Origin of the sequence: Aquimarina macrocephali (assembly GCF_051627225.1) — a bacterium.
Classification (GTDB): domain Bacteria; phylum Bacteroidota; class Bacteroidia; order Flavobacteriales; family Flavobacteriaceae; genus Aquimarina; species Aquimarina macrocephali.
Genome location: NZ_CP151795.1, coordinates 2,198,650 through 2,219,180, shown reverse-complemented (window position 1 = coordinate 2,219,180; position 20,531 = coordinate 2,198,650). Strand labels below are relative to the sequence as shown.

Annotated in this window: 19 protein-coding genes; 6 read left to right on the top strand and 13 right to left on the bottom strand. The window is 33.4% G+C overall.

Annotated features, from left to right (window positions below; all coding sequences use genetic code 11):
• Positions 1-123: 123 nt before the first annotated feature.
• From AAFU52_RS09970 to nadD, 3 genes are read left to right on the top strand one after another with little or no spacing between them, the layout of a single operon-like run.
• The gene (locus tag AAFU52_RS09970; RefSeq protein ID WP_024769664.1) at positions 124-981 is read left to right on the top strand and encodes a YicC/YloC family endoribonuclease; all 858 of its coding nucleotides are present in this window, start codon (positions 124-126) and stop codon (positions 979-981) included.
• A complete protein-coding gene (gmk, locus tag AAFU52_RS09965; RefSeq protein WP_024769665.1) occupies positions 982-1,554 on the top strand; it encodes a guanylate kinase in 573 nt (190 codons plus the stop codon).
• A 53-nt stretch (positions 1,555-1,607) separates the two neighbouring features.
• Positions 1,608-2,189, top strand: coding sequence for a nicotinate (nicotinamide) nucleotide adenylyltransferase (gene nadD / locus AAFU52_RS09960; RefSeq protein WP_024769666.1), 582 nt, complete (start codon positions 1,608-1,610; stop codon positions 2,187-2,189).
• 85 nt (positions 2,190-2,274) lie between these two features.
• On the opposite strand, the gene AAFU52_RS09955 is transcribed toward nadD, so the two are convergent.
• Positions 2,275-3,057 carry an enoyl-CoA hydratase/isomerase family protein gene (locus AAFU52_RS09955; protein ID WP_024769667.1) on the bottom strand — a complete coding sequence of 261 codons (783 nt, stop codon included), beginning with the start codon at positions 3,055-3,057 and terminating at the stop codon, positions 2,275-2,277.
• Positions 3,058-3,147: 90 nt separating this feature from the next.
• The gene (locus tag AAFU52_RS09950) at positions 3,148-4,605 is read right to left on the bottom strand and encodes a sensor histidine kinase (protein WP_024769668.1); all 1,458 of its coding nucleotides are present in this window, start codon (positions 4,603-4,605) and stop codon (positions 3,148-3,150) included.
• A 103-nt stretch (positions 4,606-4,708) separates the two neighbouring features.
• On the opposite strand from AAFU52_RS09950, the gene AAFU52_RS09945 reads away from it, so the two are divergent.
• Entirely contained in the window at positions 4,709-6,400 is a 1,692-nt protein-coding gene (locus AAFU52_RS09945) for an ABC transporter ATP-binding protein (RefSeq protein WP_024769669.1), read from the top strand.
• Positions 6,401-6,594: 194 nt separating this feature from the next.
• Here the strand turns inward: AAFU52_RS09945 and AAFU52_RS09940 are convergent, their stop codons facing one another.
• From AAFU52_RS09940 to trhO, 11 genes are all read right to left on the bottom strand, one after another.
• Positions 6,595-8,004: a S41 family peptidase gene (locus AAFU52_RS09940; RefSeq protein WP_438426317.1), complete on the bottom strand. Its 1,410-nt coding sequence runs from the start codon at positions 8,002-8,004 to the stop codon at positions 6,595-6,597.
• A gap of 119 nt (positions 8,005-8,123) precedes the next feature.
• Complete coding sequence (locus AAFU52_RS09935) at positions 8,124-8,648, bottom strand: hypothetical protein (RefSeq protein WP_438426316.1); 525 nt, start codon at positions 8,646-8,648, stop codon at positions 8,124-8,126.
• A gap of 101 nt (positions 8,649-8,749) precedes the next feature.
• Positions 8,750-9,841 (bottom strand): helix-turn-helix domain-containing protein, encoded by a 1,092-nt coding sequence (locus tag AAFU52_RS09930; protein ID WP_438426315.1) that lies wholly within the window; start codon positions 9,839-9,841, stop codon positions 8,750-8,752.
• Between the two features lie 727 nt (positions 9,842-10,568).
• Complete coding sequence (locus AAFU52_RS09925) at positions 10,569-11,225, bottom strand: CoA transferase subunit B (RefSeq protein WP_106791595.1); 657 nt, start codon at positions 11,223-11,225, stop codon at positions 10,569-10,571.
• 2 nt (positions 11,226-11,227) lie between these two features.
• Positions 11,228-11,566, bottom strand: coding sequence for a hypothetical protein (locus AAFU52_RS09920; RefSeq protein ID WP_024769674.1), 339 nt, complete (start codon positions 11,564-11,566; stop codon positions 11,228-11,230).
• Between the two features lie 5 nt (positions 11,567-11,571).
• A complete protein-coding gene (locus AAFU52_RS09915) occupies positions 11,572-12,213 on the bottom strand; it encodes a peroxiredoxin (protein WP_024769675.1) in 642 nt (213 codons plus the stop codon).
• 104 nt (positions 12,214-12,317) lie between these two features.
• Complete coding sequence (locus AAFU52_RS09910; protein ID WP_438426314.1) at positions 12,318-13,025, bottom strand: CoA transferase subunit A; 708 nt, start codon at positions 13,023-13,025, stop codon at positions 12,318-12,320.
• Positions 13,026-13,127: 102 nt separating this feature from the next.
• Positions 13,128-15,458 (bottom strand): penicillin-binding protein 1A, encoded by a 2,331-nt coding sequence (locus AAFU52_RS09905; RefSeq protein WP_024769677.1) that lies wholly within the window; start codon positions 15,456-15,458, stop codon positions 13,128-13,130.
• A 140-nt stretch (positions 15,459-15,598) separates the two neighbouring features.
• A complete protein-coding gene (locus AAFU52_RS09900; RefSeq protein WP_024769678.1) occupies positions 15,599-16,090 on the bottom strand; it encodes a gliding motility lipoprotein GldH in 492 nt (163 codons plus the stop codon).
• Positions 16,077-17,345, bottom strand: coding sequence for a PSP1 domain-containing protein (locus AAFU52_RS09895; RefSeq protein WP_024769679.1), 1,269 nt, complete (start codon positions 17,343-17,345; stop codon positions 16,077-16,079). The genes AAFU52_RS09900 and AAFU52_RS09895 overlap by 14 nt, the downstream gene beginning before the upstream one ends.
• A 161-nt stretch (positions 17,346-17,506) precedes the next feature.
• A complete protein-coding gene (gene trhO / locus AAFU52_RS09890; RefSeq protein ID WP_438426313.1) occupies positions 17,507-18,538 on the bottom strand; it encodes an oxygen-dependent tRNA uridine(34) hydroxylase TrhO in 1,032 nt (343 codons plus the stop codon).
• Between the two features lie 285 nt (positions 18,539-18,823).
• Here trhO and AAFU52_RS09885 point away from each other — a divergent pair, with 285 nt between their 5' ends.
• Together AAFU52_RS09885 and recA are read left to right on the top strand one after the other, a co-directional pair.
• Positions 18,824-18,988 carry a hypothetical protein gene (locus AAFU52_RS09885; protein ID WP_438426312.1) on the top strand — a complete coding sequence of 55 codons (165 nt, stop codon included), beginning with the start codon at positions 18,824-18,826 and terminating at the stop codon, positions 18,986-18,988.
• Between the two features lie 447 nt (positions 18,989-19,435).
• Entirely contained in the window at positions 19,436-20,443 is a 1,008-nt protein-coding gene (gene recA, locus AAFU52_RS09880) for a recombinase RecA (protein ID WP_438426629.1), read from the top strand.
• Positions 20,444-20,531 lie beyond the last annotated feature (88 nt).

Genomic DNA, 20,531 nt, shown 5'->3' with positions numbered 1-20,531 from the left:
ACTTTATTCTCTGTTGATCAAAAAATAATGAAAACGGTCAAGGATTATAAAATTTGGTTTTATAAGTTAGGCTGTCGTTGTTAAGACTTTTCATTATCTTCGTGCAACTTTTAGCATAATTCTATGATCAAATCTATGACAGGCTTCGGGAAGTCTATCCTTCAGCTACCTACAAAAAAAATAACAATTGAGGTTAAATCACTTAATAGTAAAAATCTAGATCTCAATGCAAGGATCCCTTCACAATACCGTGAAAAGGAGCTTGAAATGCGAAATACTATTGCAAAAAAACTAGCAAGAGGTAAAGTTGATTTCGGATTATATGTTGAAGCAACTGGTGAAGAAACATCAAACAAAGTTAATGAAGCTATTGTAAAAGAATATATGAGGCAGCTATCGAATGTACACGAAGGTGACACGATAGAGTTACTAAAAATGGCAGTTCGTATGCCTGATGCTTTAAAAACAGAACGTGAACAAATTGATGAGCAAGAATTTAATGCTATAAAAAATGAGCTTACCAAAGCTTTAACAGCAATAGAGGACTATAGAATCGACGAAGGAAAAGCATTAGAAAAAGACTTCAATATTCGTGTTAAAAATATAAGCGAGCTTCTGGATAAAGTTATACAAATAGACCCCGAACGTATGGAAGCGGTTAGAGAACGACTACATAAAGCAGTGTCTGATCTAAAGGAAGAAGTAGACCAAAATCGTTTTGAACAGGAGTTGATTTACTATCTTGAGAAGTTCGATATTACTGAAGAAAAAGTTCGATTAGCAAATCATTTGGAATATTTTACTACTACTTTAAACTCTTCGGATTCTAACGGAAAGAAACTTGGTTTTATCACTCAGGAAATAGGTCGTGAAATTAATACTATTGGTAGTAAATCTAATTATGCCTCTATGCAACAACTAGTAGTTCAGATGAAAGATGAACTCGAAAAAATTAAAGAACAATTACTAAACGTGTTGTAAATGAGCCAAGGTAAACTTATTGTACTTTCGGCACCTTCTGGAAGTGGAAAAACTACTTTAGTTAAATACTTACTTAATCAAGAAGAATTAAATCTTGGGTTTTCTATTTCTGCAGCCTCTCGAGAGCCTCGTGGAGGAGAAGTTCATGGAAAAGATTATTACTTTTTATCTTTAAGAGAGTTTAAAGACAAGATTAAAGCCGAAGAATTCCTCGAATGGGAAGAAGTATATCGAGATAATTTTTATGGAACATTAAAAACAGAAATACAACGACTTTGGGACAACGGTAAACATGTGATTTTTGATATCGATGTTGTAGGTGGTTTAGATATTAAAAGAATATATCCAGATCGTACATTGGCAATTTTTGTAAAACCGCCTAGTATTGAAGAGCTAAAGATTCGTTTGAAGAAACGTAAAACCGAATCCGAGGATAAAATCAATATGAGGGTTGCCAAAGCCTCTACCGAAATGGCTACTGCCCCACAGTTTGATGCCATCATAACGAATGATGATCTCGAAAAAGCTAAAAACGAAGTATATCAGTTGGTTAAAAAGTTTCTTTTTAAATAGGTTCTCAGACATTGGGATTCTTGTTTTACAGAAATAAAAAATGATTGTTTTCTATGAAAAAAATCGGATTGTATTTTGGGACGTTTAATCCTATTCATATCGGTCATTTGGCAATTGCCAATCATATGGCCGAGTTCTCTGATCTCGATGAGCTCTGGATGGTAGTAACCCCTCATAATCCTCATAAAAAGAAAAGTTCGTTACTAGATAATCATCATCGCTATGAAATGGTATATCGCGCAACACAGTCTTATCCTAAGCTAAAACCTAGTGATGTAGAATTTAAACTACCACAACCTAATTATACCGTACATACACTTGCGCACTTGCAAGAAAAATATCCTGAAGATCAATTTCATCTTATTATGGGAGAAGATAACCTAAAGAGCTTTCATAAATGGAAAAACTATGAGGTTATTCTCGAGAATCATAACATCTATGTATATCCGAGAATTGCTGCAGGAATTGTAGAAACTCAATTTACAGATCATCCCAAAATGCACCGAATTGATGCTCCTATTATGGAGATTTCTTCTACATTCATTCGCAAGGCGATTGCGGCTAATAAAAATGTAAGACCTTTACTTCCTAAAGTTGTATGGGAATATATTGATGAAATGAATTTCTATAGGTAGAGGAATGCATTACATTATATATAAATAAAAGCCTCATAGAGTTTATCATCTATGAGGCTTTTATTTTCTTCTATTATAATTCGATTTACTTTCCTGGGAAATCAGCTCTACGTTTCTCTAAAAATGCCGTAGTTCCTTCTTTAAAGTCTTCGGTTCCAAAGCAATTACCAAACTGTTGGATCTCTGCTTTATATCCATTTACACCATCTTCATAACCAGAATTTATAGCTTTGATAGCCGCCCCAATTGCTACAGAAGAATTTCTCATAATTTTCCCTGCTAGCTTTTCTGCCAATGGTATTAGTTCATCCTGAGCAGTTACATGATTTACCAACCCATATTGCAATGCCTGATTTGCATCAATCATTCCTGCAGTCATAATCATTTCCATAGCTCTACCTTTACCAACTAACTGTGGTAAACGCTGTGTGCCACCATATCCAGGTATTACACCTAAAGAAACTTCTGGAAGTCCCATTTTTGCATTATCGCTAGCAATTCTAAAATGCGCTGCCATTGCTAATTCTAATCCACCTCCCAGAGCAAATCCATTTACAGCAGCAATTACTGGTGTAGAAAGGTTAGCTACAAAATCAAAAAGTAACTCCTGCCCTTTTGTGGCCAGATTGCCTCCTTCCGATACCGAAAAATCAGCAAATTCACTAATATCTGCACCTGCAACAAACGCTTTTTCGCCGCTTCCGGTAATGATAATCACTTTAGTATCCGTATCAAGATTTGCAACTCTAAAAGCAGCATGCAATTCCTGAATAGTTTCCTTATTGAGTGCATTTAATTTTGATGGACGGTTGATAGTTATCGTTGTAACTCCGTTGTTTTGGGATGTTAAAATGTTGGTATACATTATAAATTATATTGTTTGTTTATGTCTTCTTTATTGTTTTAAATCTCTTTCTTAGTATTATTATAGTATTGGATAATAATTGAAGTAAGGTTACTATTCTTTTGGGAATCTAACTTTAAAAACAGTGCCTTTTCCTTCTTTTGATGTAAAGGTAATACTTCCATTATAGGTTTCTACAATATTTTTCACCATTCCTAATCCAAGTCCCATACCACTGGTTTTGGTTGTGAATTTAGGTTCGAAAACCTTCTTTGTATTTTCTTCGGTTATCCCAATCCCATTATCAGATACTGTAATAAGAACTTCTCCATTTTCTGAAAACACATCCACAATAATTTTGGGGATACGATCCTCGGGAATTGCTTGTATGCCGTTTTTCACTAAATTAGTGACTACTCGGATAAGTTGTGTTCTATCAAATTTAGCGATGATTTTTTCTTTTTCTGAAGGAAAAATGATGTAATCTTCGTTAAAAATATCTAATGCTAATCCTATAATCTTTACCACATCCAGAGTTTCGCTTTTTTGTGCCGGCATCTGTGCAAAATTCGAAAACGCAGACGCAATAGAACTCATGGTGTCAATCTGCTGAATCAAGGTATCACTATATTCCTGAACTTTTTGTCGAATATTAGGATCTTTGGGGTCAAATTTTCGCTGAAAACTCTGCACTGTTAATCGCATTGGTGTTAATGGATTTTTAATTTCGTGAGCTACTTGCTTCGCCATTTCTCTCCACGCTGCCTCTCGCTCACTCTTTGCTAGCATTGCGGCGCTTTCTTCTAACTCATCAATCATACTATTATAAGCATTAACCAATGAATAAATTTCTTCACTGGCATCACCAATATCTATTCGTTTATTTCTCTTATCTAATCTAGTTTGATCTATGGTTTCAGAAATTGTTTTTAAGGATCTGGTAATGTACTTTGATAAAAAATAAGCCAAGACTACTGCCACCAAAAGCATTAACAAATATACCTGCCCCAGACGTTGTAAAAATTGCAACAATTCTCTTGTAATCAAATCATCATCTTCGAGATATGGTAAATGTAGAATCCCTAAAGGTTTTGACCTAACATCTGTAATATAGGTATAGGATGTTAAAAATCGCTCTCCATTTTTTTCAGATTTCACCAAATATTTTTTATTAAAAAGAGATTCCAATGTGTCTAAAATAACAGGATCAATTTGGATGTCGGTAGTATCTTTGGCAAATAGGCCTTCTGATTTAACCAGTAATTCTCCCGAAAGCCCATAAATATTAATCGGCATGGAGTGTTCTTCAGAGATTTGAAAGATTCGTTGTTTCTCTCTAAAAATTAACGCTATATTTTCCTCATTTACAGGGTAAGTTGTCCTTTTTAATACATTATTAATTGTGATTTGAATTCTTTCTTCTTTTCGTTCTAATCGGCCTTGATGATATTCTTCTGCTTCCTCCTTATACTGATAGATCGTAACGGCTGCAATCAAAATAGAGGCCAACAATACCAATATGGTCATAGAGATAAAAATTCGTGTACGAAGAGAAAGTTTTAGTAGCCTCATAATATACTTTGACGGATAAAGATAACAAATATCACACCAAAATAGTTGTAAAAAGAAATCTGTGAACGCGTTGAATTTCCTAAATTTACCTAACGTTTAAGTTATGAATACTACTACACTGCTTTCTGTACAAAATCTTTGTGTCTCTTTTTTATCAGAAGAAAAAGAAAATCAGGTACTTTATGACATCTCTTTTGATATTCATAAAAATGAAATATTAGGAGTTGTAGGGGAATCAGGGAGTGGAAAATCTGTAGCTTCGTTAGCCATCCTGGGATTACTGCCTAACAAAATTTCTAGAATCACAAAAGGAGATATTATCTATGATGGTGTCTCTTTATCAAATTTTAATGAAAAAGAGTATAGAGCGATTCGTGGTAATGAGATAGCCATGATTTTTCAGGAACCTATGAGTTCTTTAAATCCTTCTATGAAATGCGGAAGACAAGTCGCAGAAATCTTATTTCAGCATACATCACTCTCTAAAACTGAAATAAAAACTGAAGTACTTTCTTTATTCGAAAAAGTAAAACTCCCAGAACCTGATCGAGCATACAAATCATATCCTCATCAATTAAGTGGAGGTCAAAAACAACGCATCATGATTGCTATGGCAATAGCATGTAAGCCAAAACTTCTTATTGCAGATGAGCCTACAACCGCACTTGATGTAACGGTACAAAAAGAGATTATCGGTTTGTTAAAAAGCCTGCAGGAAGAATATAAAATGAGTATTTTATTTATTTCTCATGATCTCTCACTAGTTTCAGAAGTTGCAGATCATGTTTTGGTTATGTATCAAGGAAAAATGATAGAATATGGAACAACCAACACTATTTTTCACACTCCTCAAAAAGAATACACCAAAGCATTAATCAATGCGAGGCCTCCGATGAATATTAGATATCAAAAACTACCAACTATTGCGGATTTTTTCGAGGATACAGATCAAAAAAAGAAAATCATTACTAAAGAACAGCGAGAACAACATCATCAGGATTTATATAGTCAACCACCATTACTAGAAGTTATAAATGTAGAAAAAAGTTATTTTTCTAAGGTTGGTTTATTTGGAAAAGCAGAATTTAAAGCTGTAGATGATGTGAGTTTTAAACTATACGAAGGTGAGACTTTGGGACTCGTAGGAGAATCTGGTTGCGGTAAATCCACTTTAGGAAATACCATTTTACAATTGGATAAAGCCAATAGAGGTCAGGTTATATACAAAGGGCAAGATATCACACAGTTATCATCTTCTGAGATACGAAGTCTTCGAAAAGAAATTCAGTTGATATTTCAGGATCCTTTTGCATCACTAAATCCAAGATTAGCTGTTGGAAAAGCAATTATGGAACCTATGCAGGCACATAATTTATACAACAATGACAAAGAACGAAAGCAAAAGGTAATAGAATTACTAGAGCGAGTAAGCCTAACCGAAGAACATTTTAACCGTTACCCACATGAGTTTAGTGGTGGACAACGACAACGAATAGGTATTGCTCGTACTATAGCATTACAACCAAAACTTATTATCTGCGATGAATCTGTAAGTGCGTTAGATATCTCTGTACAAGCACAGGTACTTAACTTACTAAATGAGTTAAAAAGTAATTTTGGTTTTACCTACATCTTCATATCACACGATCTGGCTGTAGTAAAATATATGTCTGATCAATTATTGGTTATGAATAAAGGTAAAATAGAGGAACAAGGAGATGCGGATTTGATTTATGAAAATCCACAAAAAGAATATACTAAGAAGTTAATACAGGCAATTCCTAAAAGCAGGTAAATAAATTCGCAGGCAACAACATAATAATCTAATGGATTACATTCTTTTGTTGAGCAGACAGACTGTTGAAACAATGGAAGGATATGAAAACATTTTTTTCTCATAATTTTAGCTACGTTACATGGTATAGTACCACTCCAAGTAAACAAGTCCACCTTCTGAGATGGCCTTGTTTAACATGGCTTAGATACCGTCTAATTATTTAGTAATTCCAAAGCGCGTTCTATTCCGCTATCTTTTTCTACTTGAAAATCTAAAGAAGACAAAAATGGTACTCGATTTTCTTGATTTTCAGGACCAATTCCAACAACTTCATACACGACTCCTTGTGCATCACTATATATTTCATTAGATAATCCTACTTCTGCTCCATTAGGTAATATATGCGTAAGAATAGTAGAAAAAGCACCATTTGTGTTCTCTCCTACAATGGTTACATACGGTAAATCTTTCATACATAACGTAAAAAGTTCTGCTGCGCTTACAGTATATGGACTTGTAAGCAAAATAATATCCTCTGTAAATTGAAAATCTCCTGCTGGGGCTACAGAAAAGGATGTATTCTCTGTAAAACCGTCACCTAATCTTGCTTTTTTAAAATATGAAACTCGTTCTTGATTCATAAAACGGGATACCATATTTAAAGCTACCGTATCATATCCTCCATCGTTAAAACGTATGTCGATAATCAGTTTAGAAATCCCTGATACTGAAAGATCGTTCATCATCCTATCTAATACAGCGTTTAATGTTGACAACTCATCACTAAAATTTGTCCCATATCCTTCCATTGTTGCAATAAGAATGTACCCAATATCATCATTGATCAATCCCCATATGATATTCTCTCTTTCATCTATTTCAAAATCTCCTCCTAAATATTCTGTTACTATTGTTGTCGCTTTTTGATCGACAAGATCAAAATAATCATCTACATTCTCTATGATGAGATCTCCACTTAAGTTAGCATTCAGTTTTTCCAATAATGTTGGATCTCCTGATTCAATTTCAATACCATTCTCTTCATCGGATATACTTACATGTCCATCGTCTAATAAATAAGCTAACTCTTCTATAATATCATAGAAGTTATCAGCCGTAATTTGATCTTTTAAGTTCTCGTACTGAGACCAATCAATATTTCTTGTTTCAAAAAAAGCATAGTAATCATTAAAAATATTCCAGAAGTGGTCAAAATTTACCTTTGGATCTTCTGTAGCAGAAATCTGATCAGGTAGGCAATTCGGATTTTGATCTGGCAATCGAACAAATTTTATTTCAGAATCAGATAATTCTGAAGAGGCTATGAGTTCATTTTTACCAATTACATCAAAGTTAAATCCAAAGAAATCTTGAAGAACAAAATCATCGTTTTGAATTGAACATCCAGCAGCATTTACATTATAGAATACATCTTTATCGTCAGTAAATTCAAAAATCCAACCTTTGTCCGCTATTGACCAAAAGCCATTTATTGGATCTGCTGCTGGAGGAGTATCATCATCAGATTGACAGGCAGTAAAAATTAATAAAATCAAGATTAGAAAATACTTTTTAAAATGCTTTATTATTTCTGTTTTTATGTTGATATATGAATTCCTCATAGTTTTATTTTTGAAATTATTCTTACAGGTAAAAAAAATGTAAAGCTTAATTCTTTCATCAAAAAACCACTTGAGTGAAAGAAAACAGCATTCTATGTTATGAAAGGTTATGAAAGTCATTAAAAACGATATCCAATACTGAAGGTAGCATAAGGCACCAAGAAATTAACCTCTCTGTCATTCCCTTTCTCAAAACCAAGCCCTACACCAACTCCAGCCTCATAATTAAAATGATTGCCAATGTTTCTTCTAATTCCCCAAGTAGCAACAGTCAATAGATGGTATAGATTAGATTTTTCAGCTTCTTCAGTACTATGAAAATGATAGCGAGCTCTGAGTGACATGTAATTACCACTGTTACCATCTATTCTTTTATTCTTATCAGCACGCTTTTTTAGATTGTAGTACCAGCGAGGCTCTAATGCTAAAACAGGTCTAATGTTTGCTGTATTAAGACCTCCTAACCCAACTTCACTTCGTAAAGCAACTTGATTTGATAATTTTAATTCATTGTGAGCCCATATACCTAATAATCCAATTTGAATCCCAAAAACTGATTTTTCTACTGATATGTCTTTTTCATTTTGAGAAAACCCAAAATAAGAACTCATTACTAAAAGAGAGGCAAAAAATACTTTAGTCATTTTTATGTTTTTTGATTTACTTTGTTAAAAGTATGAGCATCAAAAAAATAAAAATGCAATTTTAGAATTGTAGAAGTCCTAATACGGGATAACTACATAAATTAGGACTGTTTTTGAAGTTTCCTGTGAGCACCAGGCGATATTCCTTCACTGGTTTTGAAAGTACTATAAAAAACACTTTTGGATTTAAAACCAGCTTCCATACCAATGGCCTCAACAGAATATTTATTAAATACTGGATTATGTAATAGATTTTTGGCAGTTTCAATTCGATATTCATTTACAAATTGAGTCACACTTTTGTTAAGCTCCTGATTTATGACTTGCGATAAATATCTTTCGCTAGTTTCCAGTCGATTTGCCAGATCCAATCTGCTTAAAAGAGGGTTTTTATACAGTTCTTCTTCATCCATCACCTCGTATAATTGACTAATAATTTTGGAAACTGTAGTTTCGTTTATTTTCTTTTTTAACTGAGTTCCATTTGTCCTTTTTGAAGCTAAATATTCGTGTATTTCATCTTTTTGAACTACTAGCTGTAGTCTGAAAACTCCGTAATACAATACCCACCACAATAAAAAGGAAAGCAGTATCCATAGAAAACTTGTAGCATATTCTGAATTGAATACATAGAACTCTATAGTAGATAAAAGCCAGCATATAATAATGCATATCACAAAAAGGTTTAATCTTAATAGCCAACGCTTTTTATCTTCTGAAATAGTATGAGAACCTTTTATTAATTTCCTTCCCCAAAAGATTAAAAACACATTATAGACAAATGATGCATTATCCATAATATGAAATTGCAGATCAACAAATTCTGAATTATAGAAGTTAAAAATAGTATCTAAATAAAGAATAGTTTCTATAATCAAAGAGCTAATGAAGGGAAGATAAAGCCATTTATACCAACTTTCTTTAAGGTACTTATGCTGAATTTGAATTAGAAAATAGGTAAATAGAGTAACTCCAAATAGGTACTCCAATACAGGATTGTTTAAAAATTCTAAAACCGTATCTTCTATGTCAAACCACCCTAATAAGGTCAAACTTGTCAACAAGAATAGTGATAGAGATAGATAGTTATTGGCACGATTCTTATAAAAAGAAATAGTGACTAATGAGATACTTATAAAATATCCTATACTTCCACTGACAAGAATTGCAAAACCTAATAGTATAGTATTCAATCTTTGAAAAAATTAATTATGCTCAAATTATTATTAATGTTAGTTGGTCTAAAAACTCGTTTTTTATTTATAGGATAAATATAAGCTGATGTATTGGTTTTTTGATTTAGTTTTTTTAGACTAAAATTTATTAAATTTTCAAGCGCCATAATAATCTAATAGACACAACCAAGCATATTACAAATAAAAAAAACCTGTTAAGCTTAAACAGTCTAACAGGTTTCATTCATCGCGACTTGGGGAGGTTGCGATTAATTAACAACAAAAAATCACATCAACAAAAATACTTTTTTCGCCACATAAACACAGTTTGAAATCAATTCTATTGTAGGTTTGATCGATTTCTGTAGACGATTTATACGTTTTTTCATAATAGGGGAAACTTGTGTGGGTTAATAATTTTTTTTAATCCTTATAAAAAATAATATATATAGGGGACACTATTTTTTATCGGGACACTAATATGCAAAATATTTTCAACAATAACGTTTAAATACACAAAAAAATCGACGAAATACGCAAAATTTTAACATTTAAATGCATATTGTTGATTTTTAAAGGTTAAAGTAAAGGTTTAAGGGTATAGAGATACTGTTGAAAGTGTAGTATTTTTCTTTCAAAAACAAGATAATCAGATCCTGTCATTACTAAACGACTCTTTTGCTAATTTATTATTCGTAGAGGTTTAATTATTATTCGTTACCATATTCATAGAATTAGATTTAAATTAATCCAATATCATTTCAGGAATATCCCCTTCAATTATAAGATTTCCTTCAGTAGCATTCTTAATTTCTTCTACAGATACTCCAGGAGCTCTTTCTAAAAGTTTAAAGCCTTTATCTGTAACTTCAAGAAAAGCTAGATTTGTAACTATCTTTTTCACACAACCAACTCCTGTAAGCGGAAGTGAGCATTTTTTAAGTAATTTAGACGCTCCTGCCTTATTCGTATGCATCATCGCCACAATAATATTCTCTGCACTGGCTACAAGATCCATTGCTCCCCCCATTCCTTTTACCATTTTACCTGGGATTTTCCAGTTTGCTATATCTCCTTCTTCAGAAACTTCCATTGCTCCCAAAATTGTTAAATCAACGTGCTGCCCTCGAATCATACCAAAACTCATTGCAGAGTCAAAAAATGATGCGCCTGGCATTGTAGTAATAGTTTGTTTCCCTGCATTTATAATATCAGCATCTTCTTCTCCTTCATAAGGAAAAGGCCCCATTCCTAAGACACCGTTTTCGCTTTGAAACTCTACTTCTATACCTTGAGGGATATAATTGGCAACCAATGTGGGTATACCAATTCCCAGATTAACAAAATATCCGTCCTGTAGTTCTTTAGCAATACGCTTTGCAATTCCGTTTTTATCTAACATAATTATTTTCTTCTAATCTTATATGAATTAAAATGATTGGTTGACTTACCTTCCTGAATCCATATTAATAATGGTATTGAGATCACAGCCAAAGCTATAAGACCATAAAAACTTAAAAGAATAACAGCAACTACCGCACTTATTATAAGAGCAAAAAGTATTTTTCTATTATCAACAACGGCATCTATTCTATTGATATGTTTTTTATCTTCTTTACTACAATAATTACATGTAACCTGTACTTCATCTCCAACTTTCATTTGTAATTCACCTCTGGTTGCTGTTACTGGTTTAAATTTATTTTGAATCTTACATTGAGAGCATGTAAACTCTAATTTCATACTTATTAATTTAAATTTGGTTGAGGCGTCATCCTTAAATAAGGTTTTATCTCTTTATGCCCTTTTGGAAATAACTCGGCTATTTCTTCATTGGACACAGAAGGTACAATAACACAATCTTCTCCAGGATTCCAATTTGCCGGTGTGGCTACTTTATGATATGCTGTTAACTGAAGCGAATCAATAACGCGCAATAACTCATCAAAATTTCTTCCTGTAGAAGCTGGATACGTTATTGTAAGTTTGATCTTTTTGTCTGGTGCGATCACAAAAACGGAACGTACTGTTAATTGGCTATCTGCATTAGGATGAATCATATCATATAATTCTGATACTTTTCTATCTTCATCGGCGATGATAGGAAAATTAACCGTTGTGTTTTGTGTTTCATTAATATCTTTAATCCACCCATGATGAGATTCTAAACCATCTACACTTAATGCTGCAACTTTTACATTGCGTTTACTAAACTCATTAGTGTATTTTGATACTGTACCTAATTCTGTAGTACAAACAGGAGTATAATCTGCTGGATGTGAAAACAGAATACCCCAGTCTTCTCCCAACCAATTATGAAAATCTATTTCTCCTTCTGTAGTTTGTGCAATGAAGTTTGGTGCTTCATCTCCTAATCGTAATGCTGCCATGATTTATGTGTGTTTTAGGTTTTAAAACGAATATTATTATTTGAATTGATATAAACTTTTTAATTGAATACAAAACGTCTATTATTTTGCTTCAATCAAAAAGTTTAAACCGATTCTTTTTTACGAACCGTACGTTGCTCGATTCTTTTTTCATAATCTTGTCCTTGAAAAATTCGTTGAACAAATATCCCAGGAATATGTATATGGTCTGGATTTAAGGTTCCTGCGGGAACTAATTCTTCTACCTCTGCTACTGTTATTTTTGCAGCACCACACATACAAGGGTTAAAGTTTCTTGCTGTTCCTTTAAATATCAAATTCCCAGCTTCATCACCTTTCCAGGCTTTTACAAATGCAAAGTCGGCTTCAAACGCATGTTCTAACACATACATTTTGCCATTAAATTCTCGAGTTTCTTTTCCTTCAGCTACTTCGGTACCGTAACCTGCCGGAGTATAAATTGCAGGAAAACCTCCCTGGGCAGCACGACATCTTTCTGCCAAAGTTCCCTGCGGGATAAGTTCTACATCCAACTCACCACTAAGCATTTGACGTTCGAATTCATCATTTTCTCCTACATAAGAAGAGACCATTTTTTTGATTTGCTTTTTCTGAAGTAGAAGCCCTAATCCAAAATCATCAACTCCTGCATTGTTGGATATACAAGTAAGACCTTTGACATTAGATTTTACTAGCTCTGTTATAGTGTTTTCGGGAATACCGCATAGGCCAAACCCTCCGAGCATGAAGGTCATATCATTTTTGATACCATCTAAGGCTTCGGTAACATTGGATACCGTTTTACGAATCATAGTGTTCTAATTTTAGCAGACTAAAAGTACTAAAAAAAACAGTACCTCATCTTTTGAAATTAGATAGTTTTAAGAATATTTTAATCCTTAAACAATGCTCTTTTAAAGGCTGAACTCATCTATGTTTTCATCCTGGGTACTATTTCTCTTAAAGGCATTACAATCTACTTCGATAGTTAAATTTTCTGGCTTAGGAAAAGCTTTTGTAGAAATTTTTAATGTTTCATCTGCATAGCATTTTTTCATAAATAGTCCCCAAACGGGTAATGCCATTGTAGCTCCCTGCCCAAAGGTAGTCGTTCTAAAATGTGTAGCTCTATCATCTCCGCCAACCCAAACTCCTGTACAAAGGTTAGGAACAATACCCATAAACCAACCATCACTTTGGTTTTGTGTTGTTCCTGTTTTACCAGCTATAGGGTTCGTAAACTTATATGGGTGGCCAGTAACTACATTTTTTATATCATATCTCGATGAAGGACCTGTACGTAAACGCACTCCAGAACCTGATTGCGTAACTCCCTCCATTAAATTAATAGTAACATAAGCAGCTTCTTTACTAATTACATCACGTGTTTCGGGAACAAATTGATATAGAACAGTTCCATTTTTATCTTCAATACTAGTAATAGTTACTGGTTTGGTATATATCCCCTGATTAGCAAATGTACTATAGGCTCCTACCATTTCTGATAATTTCAAATCTACCGATCCTAATGCTATAGAAGCTACTTCAAGAATATCTGATTCTACTCCCATTTTCTTTGCAAGACGAACAATAGGCTCTGGCCCTATTCTATCCATTAAACGCGCAGAAATTGTATTCACAGATTTGGCTAATGCTTCTTTAAGACTCATATATCCGGTATAGTCTGCATCACTATTTTTTGGTGTCCAGTCATTGTCAATCACACCATGAGAACCTGCCGAAATTGTTATTTGAGATTTTGGTATGGTATCACAAGGCGAGAGTTTAAGTTGATCTATTGCTGTAGCATATACAAAAGGTTTAAATGTAGATCCTACCTGGCGTGCTCCCTGATATACATGATCATACTGAAAATGCTTATAGTTTACCCCTCCAACCCAGGCTCTAACATGACCAGTTTGCGGCTCCATAGACATTAATCCCGAACGCAAAAACTTTTTATAATATAAGATAGAATCTTTAGGAGTCATTATTGTATCAATATCTCCTTTCCAGCTAAATATGCTCATCTCTGTCTTTTCATCAAAAGATTTTCTTATTTCTTTTTCACTTTTACCCTGACTAAGCATCTTTTTCCATCTGGCAGACGACTTAATACTTCGATTAAGTATTCTTTCTACTTCGGCTTCTTTTAAATCTCTAAATGGAGAGGTTTTATTATCTTTTTCTTGCTTATCAAATTCTTTCTGAAGGTTAGCCATATGCTCTTGTACTGCTTCTTCGGCATATCTTTGCATACGAGAATCTATGGTTACATTAATTCGTAACCCATCTCTATAGATATCAAAATATTCGGGTTCGCCTTCTGCATTTTCTCCTTTAGGGTTCTCTTTTACCCATTTTGACATCCAGCTTCTTACATATTCTCTAAAATAAGTTGCAGTTCCATCATTATGACCTTCTGGAGAGTAATCTAGTTTAAGTGGCAATTGTTTTAAACTATCTCTTTGTTTTTCTGTGATGTACTCGTATTTCTCCATCTGATTAAGAACCACATCCCTTCTGGTTTTTACCATTTCTGGTCTACGAAGTGGATTATATAATGATGAATTTTTTAACATTCCTACTAATACAGCTGCTTCTTCTACATTAAGATCTTTTGGGTTTTTTCCGAAGTAAATTCTTGATGCAGAACTTATCCCGATTGCCTGGTTAAGAAAGTCATATTTATTAAGATACATCGTTACGATTTCTTTCTTAGTATATTGTCTTTCTAAACGGGTTGCAATCACCCATTCTTGTATTTTCTGCAAATACCGCTCGATTTTATTTTTTGATCCCCCAGTAAACAATTGCTTTGCCAACTGTTGTGATATCGTACTTGCTCCTCCTTTGGTTCCTAAAAAAACAAATGCTCTTAATGTTCCTCTGGCATCTATCCCCGAGTGATCATAATATCTCGCATCTTCTGTTGCCACCAAAGCATCGACCAAATGCTGTGGTAGGTCTTCATAGCTTACAGGAGTACGATTTTCTTTAAAAAAGGTTCCTATCTGTACCCCATCTGAAGAGATAATCTGGGTTGCCAGATCATTTTGCGGGTTTTCTAGCTCTTCGAATTTCGGCATTTCTCCATAAACGCCCCAACTAGCCAGAAGAAATAGTAAGGCTATTAAAAACACTCCCGATCCAAATAGTATCCAAAATGCTTTTATATATTTTATAGTATTACTCGCTGGAGTCTTTGCTCTTTTTTTTGTTGATTTGGGTTTTGCCTTTGCCATATCTCAGCTATTTAAATCTTTTTTTAAAGGTCAGAGGAATTTTTCCTTTTATCGACATCACCTTCTGGCCTTTCTCTAAAAACGTTTTAACAATATATTTTTTGTATCTATCGGTAGATAGATTCTATTTTTATACTTTATTAAGGGTTTTGAGTATTTTCTATCCTAAATCCAATATCTGTAATTCCATCTAATGAAGATATCCCATTTACTTCCCCATTCTTTCGCATGGCATGTTCTATAGTTATCGTGTAATTTCCTTTTTCTTTAAAACTTACATTTTCTTTATACCACAATTTATTTTCTTTAAGATCAGAAAAACCTGTTCCCAACCATTTTCCATCAGGGGCTGCAAGGCGATATTCTAATGTATCAGTAAGCACTTTACCATTTGGAAATTTCATTTCACTAATTAAAAACAAATTACTGTATTTGTATTCATTATTGTTACGAACATTTATAAATAAATTATAGGATTGTGTTGTATCGAGTTCTGGAAGCGTAAAACTCACTTCTTCATCTATTTCCCATGTATTATCTACTGTATGATATGTATCGAAAACCTGTTTATCATCACAGGAGATAACACCAATTACAATGCATATTACTAAAAAAAACCTAAGCTTTATCATTATTCCTATTACGAGACCTACGTTTTTTGTTACCCCGATTATTTGACTTATTTGTGTTATCAGAATTCCCTTCTTTTGATTTTTTTGAAACTGCCGTCTGCTTTTCTGAAGATCCTTTACTTTTATTTTTCCTTTTATTACGATTTCTTCTTTTACTACGTTTAGGCTGATCAAATCGCGTTAAGCTATCTTGTCCTACAACGTTCTCAAAATCTGTTTTAGTATCTTCTATTAATTCTAAAGCAAAATCTTCTAAGCTTGTTACTTTTTCATTGTTCTTGTTTGCTGTAATAATTTCATTAACATCTTCGGTAGATATTCTATGCCAATTCATCCATTCACCTTCATAGGCATACCACAACAATCCTTTAAAAATATCTATTTTTTGACATACAGCTGTTCCTTTTTCTGTTTGAAGCTTTATATCTGTCTTAGGGAAACTATTAAGTGCGTCGATATATGCATCTAATTCATAATTTAGACAACATTTTAGTTTTCCGCATTGACCAGCTAGCTTTTGCGGATTTAAAGATAATTGCTGATACCTAGCTGCGCTAGTATTTACCGACCTAAAATCGGTAAGCCAAGTAGAACAACATAGCTCGCGACCACAGGAGCCTATACCTCCTAATCGTGCAGCTTCTTGCCTAAAACCTACTTGTCGCATTTCAATACGTGTACTAAATTCGTGTGCAAATTCCTTTATCAACTGTCTAAAATCTACTCGTTCTTCTGCCGTGTAATAAAAAGTAGCTTTTGATCCATCTCCTTGAAACTCGATATCAGAAATTTTCATTTGTAGCTCTAATCTAATTGCAATTTCACGAGCACGAACCTTCATCTTTTCTTCTCTATCACGAGCTTTCTGCCAGATATCGATATCTTTTTGAGATGCTTTTCGGTAGACTTTTTTTATTTCTTCACTATCAAGTTCAACTTTCTTTTTTTTCATCTGGATGCGAACTAACTCTCCGGTAAGAGTAACAATTCCTACATCATGACCAGGAGAAGACTCTGTCGCTACAATATCTCCAATGCTTAAAGAAAGATTTTCTGTATTTTTAAAGAAGTTTTTTCTGCCATTCTTAAATCGTATTTCAACATAAGAAAAAGGTAGTGATCCACTAGGAAGTGACATGTTGGATAACCAATCGAAAACCGTTAATTTATTGCAACCATCTGTACCACAGGTACCATTATTCTTACAACCTTTCGGCTGCCCGTCTTTTGCGGAGGAACAACTGTTACACCCCATATTTTTTATCTATATTGAAATTTGTCTGCGATCATAATCGCAACAAATATGGTTCTTACTAAAGTTAGAAATATATCATTTCTAACATATCAATCGTTAAAGATACTATGAAATGGGGATAAAAAAAACTATCTGCTACAGTATCTTTACCTTTTCGGGCTTTACTTCTTGTATTTTAATGCTTTCGAACGACCTTTTTTAAAGATCTTATTACTATTTCCTTTACCTTTTCGTAATGCCTTTTGTTCTTCAAATGATAGCTTATTAACCTCCATACATTCTGTTGAACAACAGTTTTCCAGTTCTGTTGCGCAATTCTCACATTGTATAAACAATAGATGGCACGCTTCATTTTCGCAATTTACATGGGTATCACATGGGGTACCGCATTGATGACAATTAGCTATTATATCACCAGAAATACGCTCTGCTCTTCTATGATCAAAAACAAAATTTTTACCCAGGAATTTATTTTCTAAACCTTGAGCTTCTACTTGTCTTGCATATTCTATAATACCACCTTCTAATTGAAATACATTTTTAAATCCTTTATGCTTATAATATGCACTAGCTTTCTCACAGCGTATACCCCCTGTACAATACATCACTAGTTTTTTATCCTCTTTATGATCTTTAAGATCTTCTTCGATAATATCCAAAGAGTCTCTAAAAGTATCTACATCTGGTGTAACCGCTCCTTTAAAATGACCAATTTCACTTTCATAATGATTACGCATATCAACCAATACAGTATCTGGGTCTTCGATAAGTTCATTAAATACAGAAGCATCAACATGAACTCCTTTGTTGGTTACATCAAATGTGTTATCATTTAATCCATCTGCCACAATTTTTTTACGAACTTTTACCTTTAGCTTTAAAAAAGATTTTGTGTCTTGCTCTCGTGCAATATTTAGGCGTACATTTTCAAGAAAAGAAATACTATCCAGGTGTTTTTTAAAAGCTTCAAAATTTGGTGCCGGAACAGATAATTGCCCATTTATACCTTCTTTGGCTACATAAATACGCCCCAAAACCTCGAGTTCGTTCCAATGAATAAAAAGGTGATTTCTAAAAATTTGTGGATTACCAATATGTGCATATGCATAGAAAGATAGCGTAAGTCGGTCTGTCCCGGCCTCATCTATAAGAGCTGCTCTCTCTTTTGCACTTAATTTGTTGTACAGTTGCATGCTATACTTACGTTTTAAGTTAAAAAGAAACTATTTATTTTTGCTAAAGTACAAATCGTAAAGTAATATTCAAAAACTCTTATTTGTGTTTTTAACAAAAAAAGATTTTGCCATATTCACTACTCTCAAAATATTATTATTTTGTTAAAAAAATTTCAGTCCTGAAAAATGAAACTCGCAACCTATACTTTTATCTAAAGTAATTCATCTTTTCGCGAAAGATAGACACAAACCTTGAGTGTCATTAAATGTTCAAGGAACATAAATTCTTTAAAAGAAATTATAATGAAAAGCTTAAAAAATCTAATAGGTGCAAAAGTGCTTGACAAAAGACAACAACAGATCATTAATGGTGGATATATTACCGGAAGCGGTAATTGTGATGATTATTCTGCAATTCCATTATGCAAACCTAGAGACACAGATAATTCAGATAATGCAAATCAATAAATTCTAATTTCTGAATATAAAAAATGCCTTGAAATATATTTCAAGGCATTTTTTTGGGCTAATTCGTTATTAAATAATTTAACGATTAAAAAATATAATAACGAAGCTAACCACCTTCTACTATACAATTACTAATTTTAGTAATTGTGCAGCCATCAAGATTATGTCTTACGACCTTTTTAAGAAATTTCATCTCTCTCCTTCCTACTGCTTTTGTTCATGTTTGCTTTTTATGTAGATGCTATAAAAACAAAAGGGTTGCGTATACTCATAAAAAAATATTTAATCGATGTCTAGTACCAGCTTAAAAACTCTAAATCCTAAGATAAAACATAGGTATTCGTTGTTAATAACGATTTTAGAATCCACATCTCAACTACAAAAAGAAATAGTACTTTAGCAAAAAGTTTATTATCAATGTCAAATCCCGATATATTTGAACAACAAATGAGTACAGAGAAAGACGCAAAATTAAAAGCATTAAAACTTACCCTTGATAAATTAGATAAAGCCTACGGAAAAGGAACTGTAATGAAAATGAGTGACAGTTCTGTACAAGAAGTAGATGTAATCTCTACAGGCTCTCTTGGTTTAGACCTTGCATTAGGTGTTGGTGGGTATCCCAGAGGAAGAGTTGTTGAAATTTATGGACCAGAATCTTCTGGTAAAACAACACTTACTCTGCATGCTATCGCCCAGGCACAAAAAGCTGGTGGTATTGCAGCATTTATTGACGCAGAACATGCTTTTGATCGTTTTTATGCAGAAAAACTAGGTGTAGATATAGATAATTTGATTATTTCTCAACCAGATCACGGTGAGCAGGCCCTAGAAATTACTGACAACCTAATCAGATCTGGAGCTATTGATATTATTGTAATCGATTCTGTGGCAGCACTTACTCCTAAAAGTGAAATCGAAGGCGAAATGGGAGATTCTAAAATGGGTCTTCATGCGCGATTAATGTCTCAGGCACTTCGAAAATTAACCAGTTCAATTAGTAAAACTAATTGTACTGTAATTTTTATTAACCAGCTTCGTGAAAAAATTGGAGTAATGTTTGGAAATCCTGAAACGACTACTGGTGGTAATGCTTTAAAATTTTATGCTTCGGTACGTTTAGATATTCGTCGTTCTACACAAATCAAAAACAGTAATAACGAAGTACAAGGAAACAAAACACGAGTTAAAGTAGTGAAAAATAAGGTAGCACCGCCTTTTAGAACTGCCGAATTTGATATCATGTATGGAGAAGGTATTTCTAAAAATGGAGAAATTATTGATATTGGTGTAGACTACGAGATTATCAAGAAAAGTGGTTCCTGGTTTAGCTATCAAGACACCAAATTAGGACAAGGACGAGATGCAGTGAAATCTTTACTTAATGATAATCCAGAACTTATGGAAGAGCTTGAACAAAAAATCAAGGAAGCCATAAAAATTGCAAAAGAATAAAACTTTCTTAATAAAAATACTAAAATCCCGAAGCTTCGGGATTTTTTTATACCTTAAAAGCAACCTTATCTATATTAGAGCATCTACC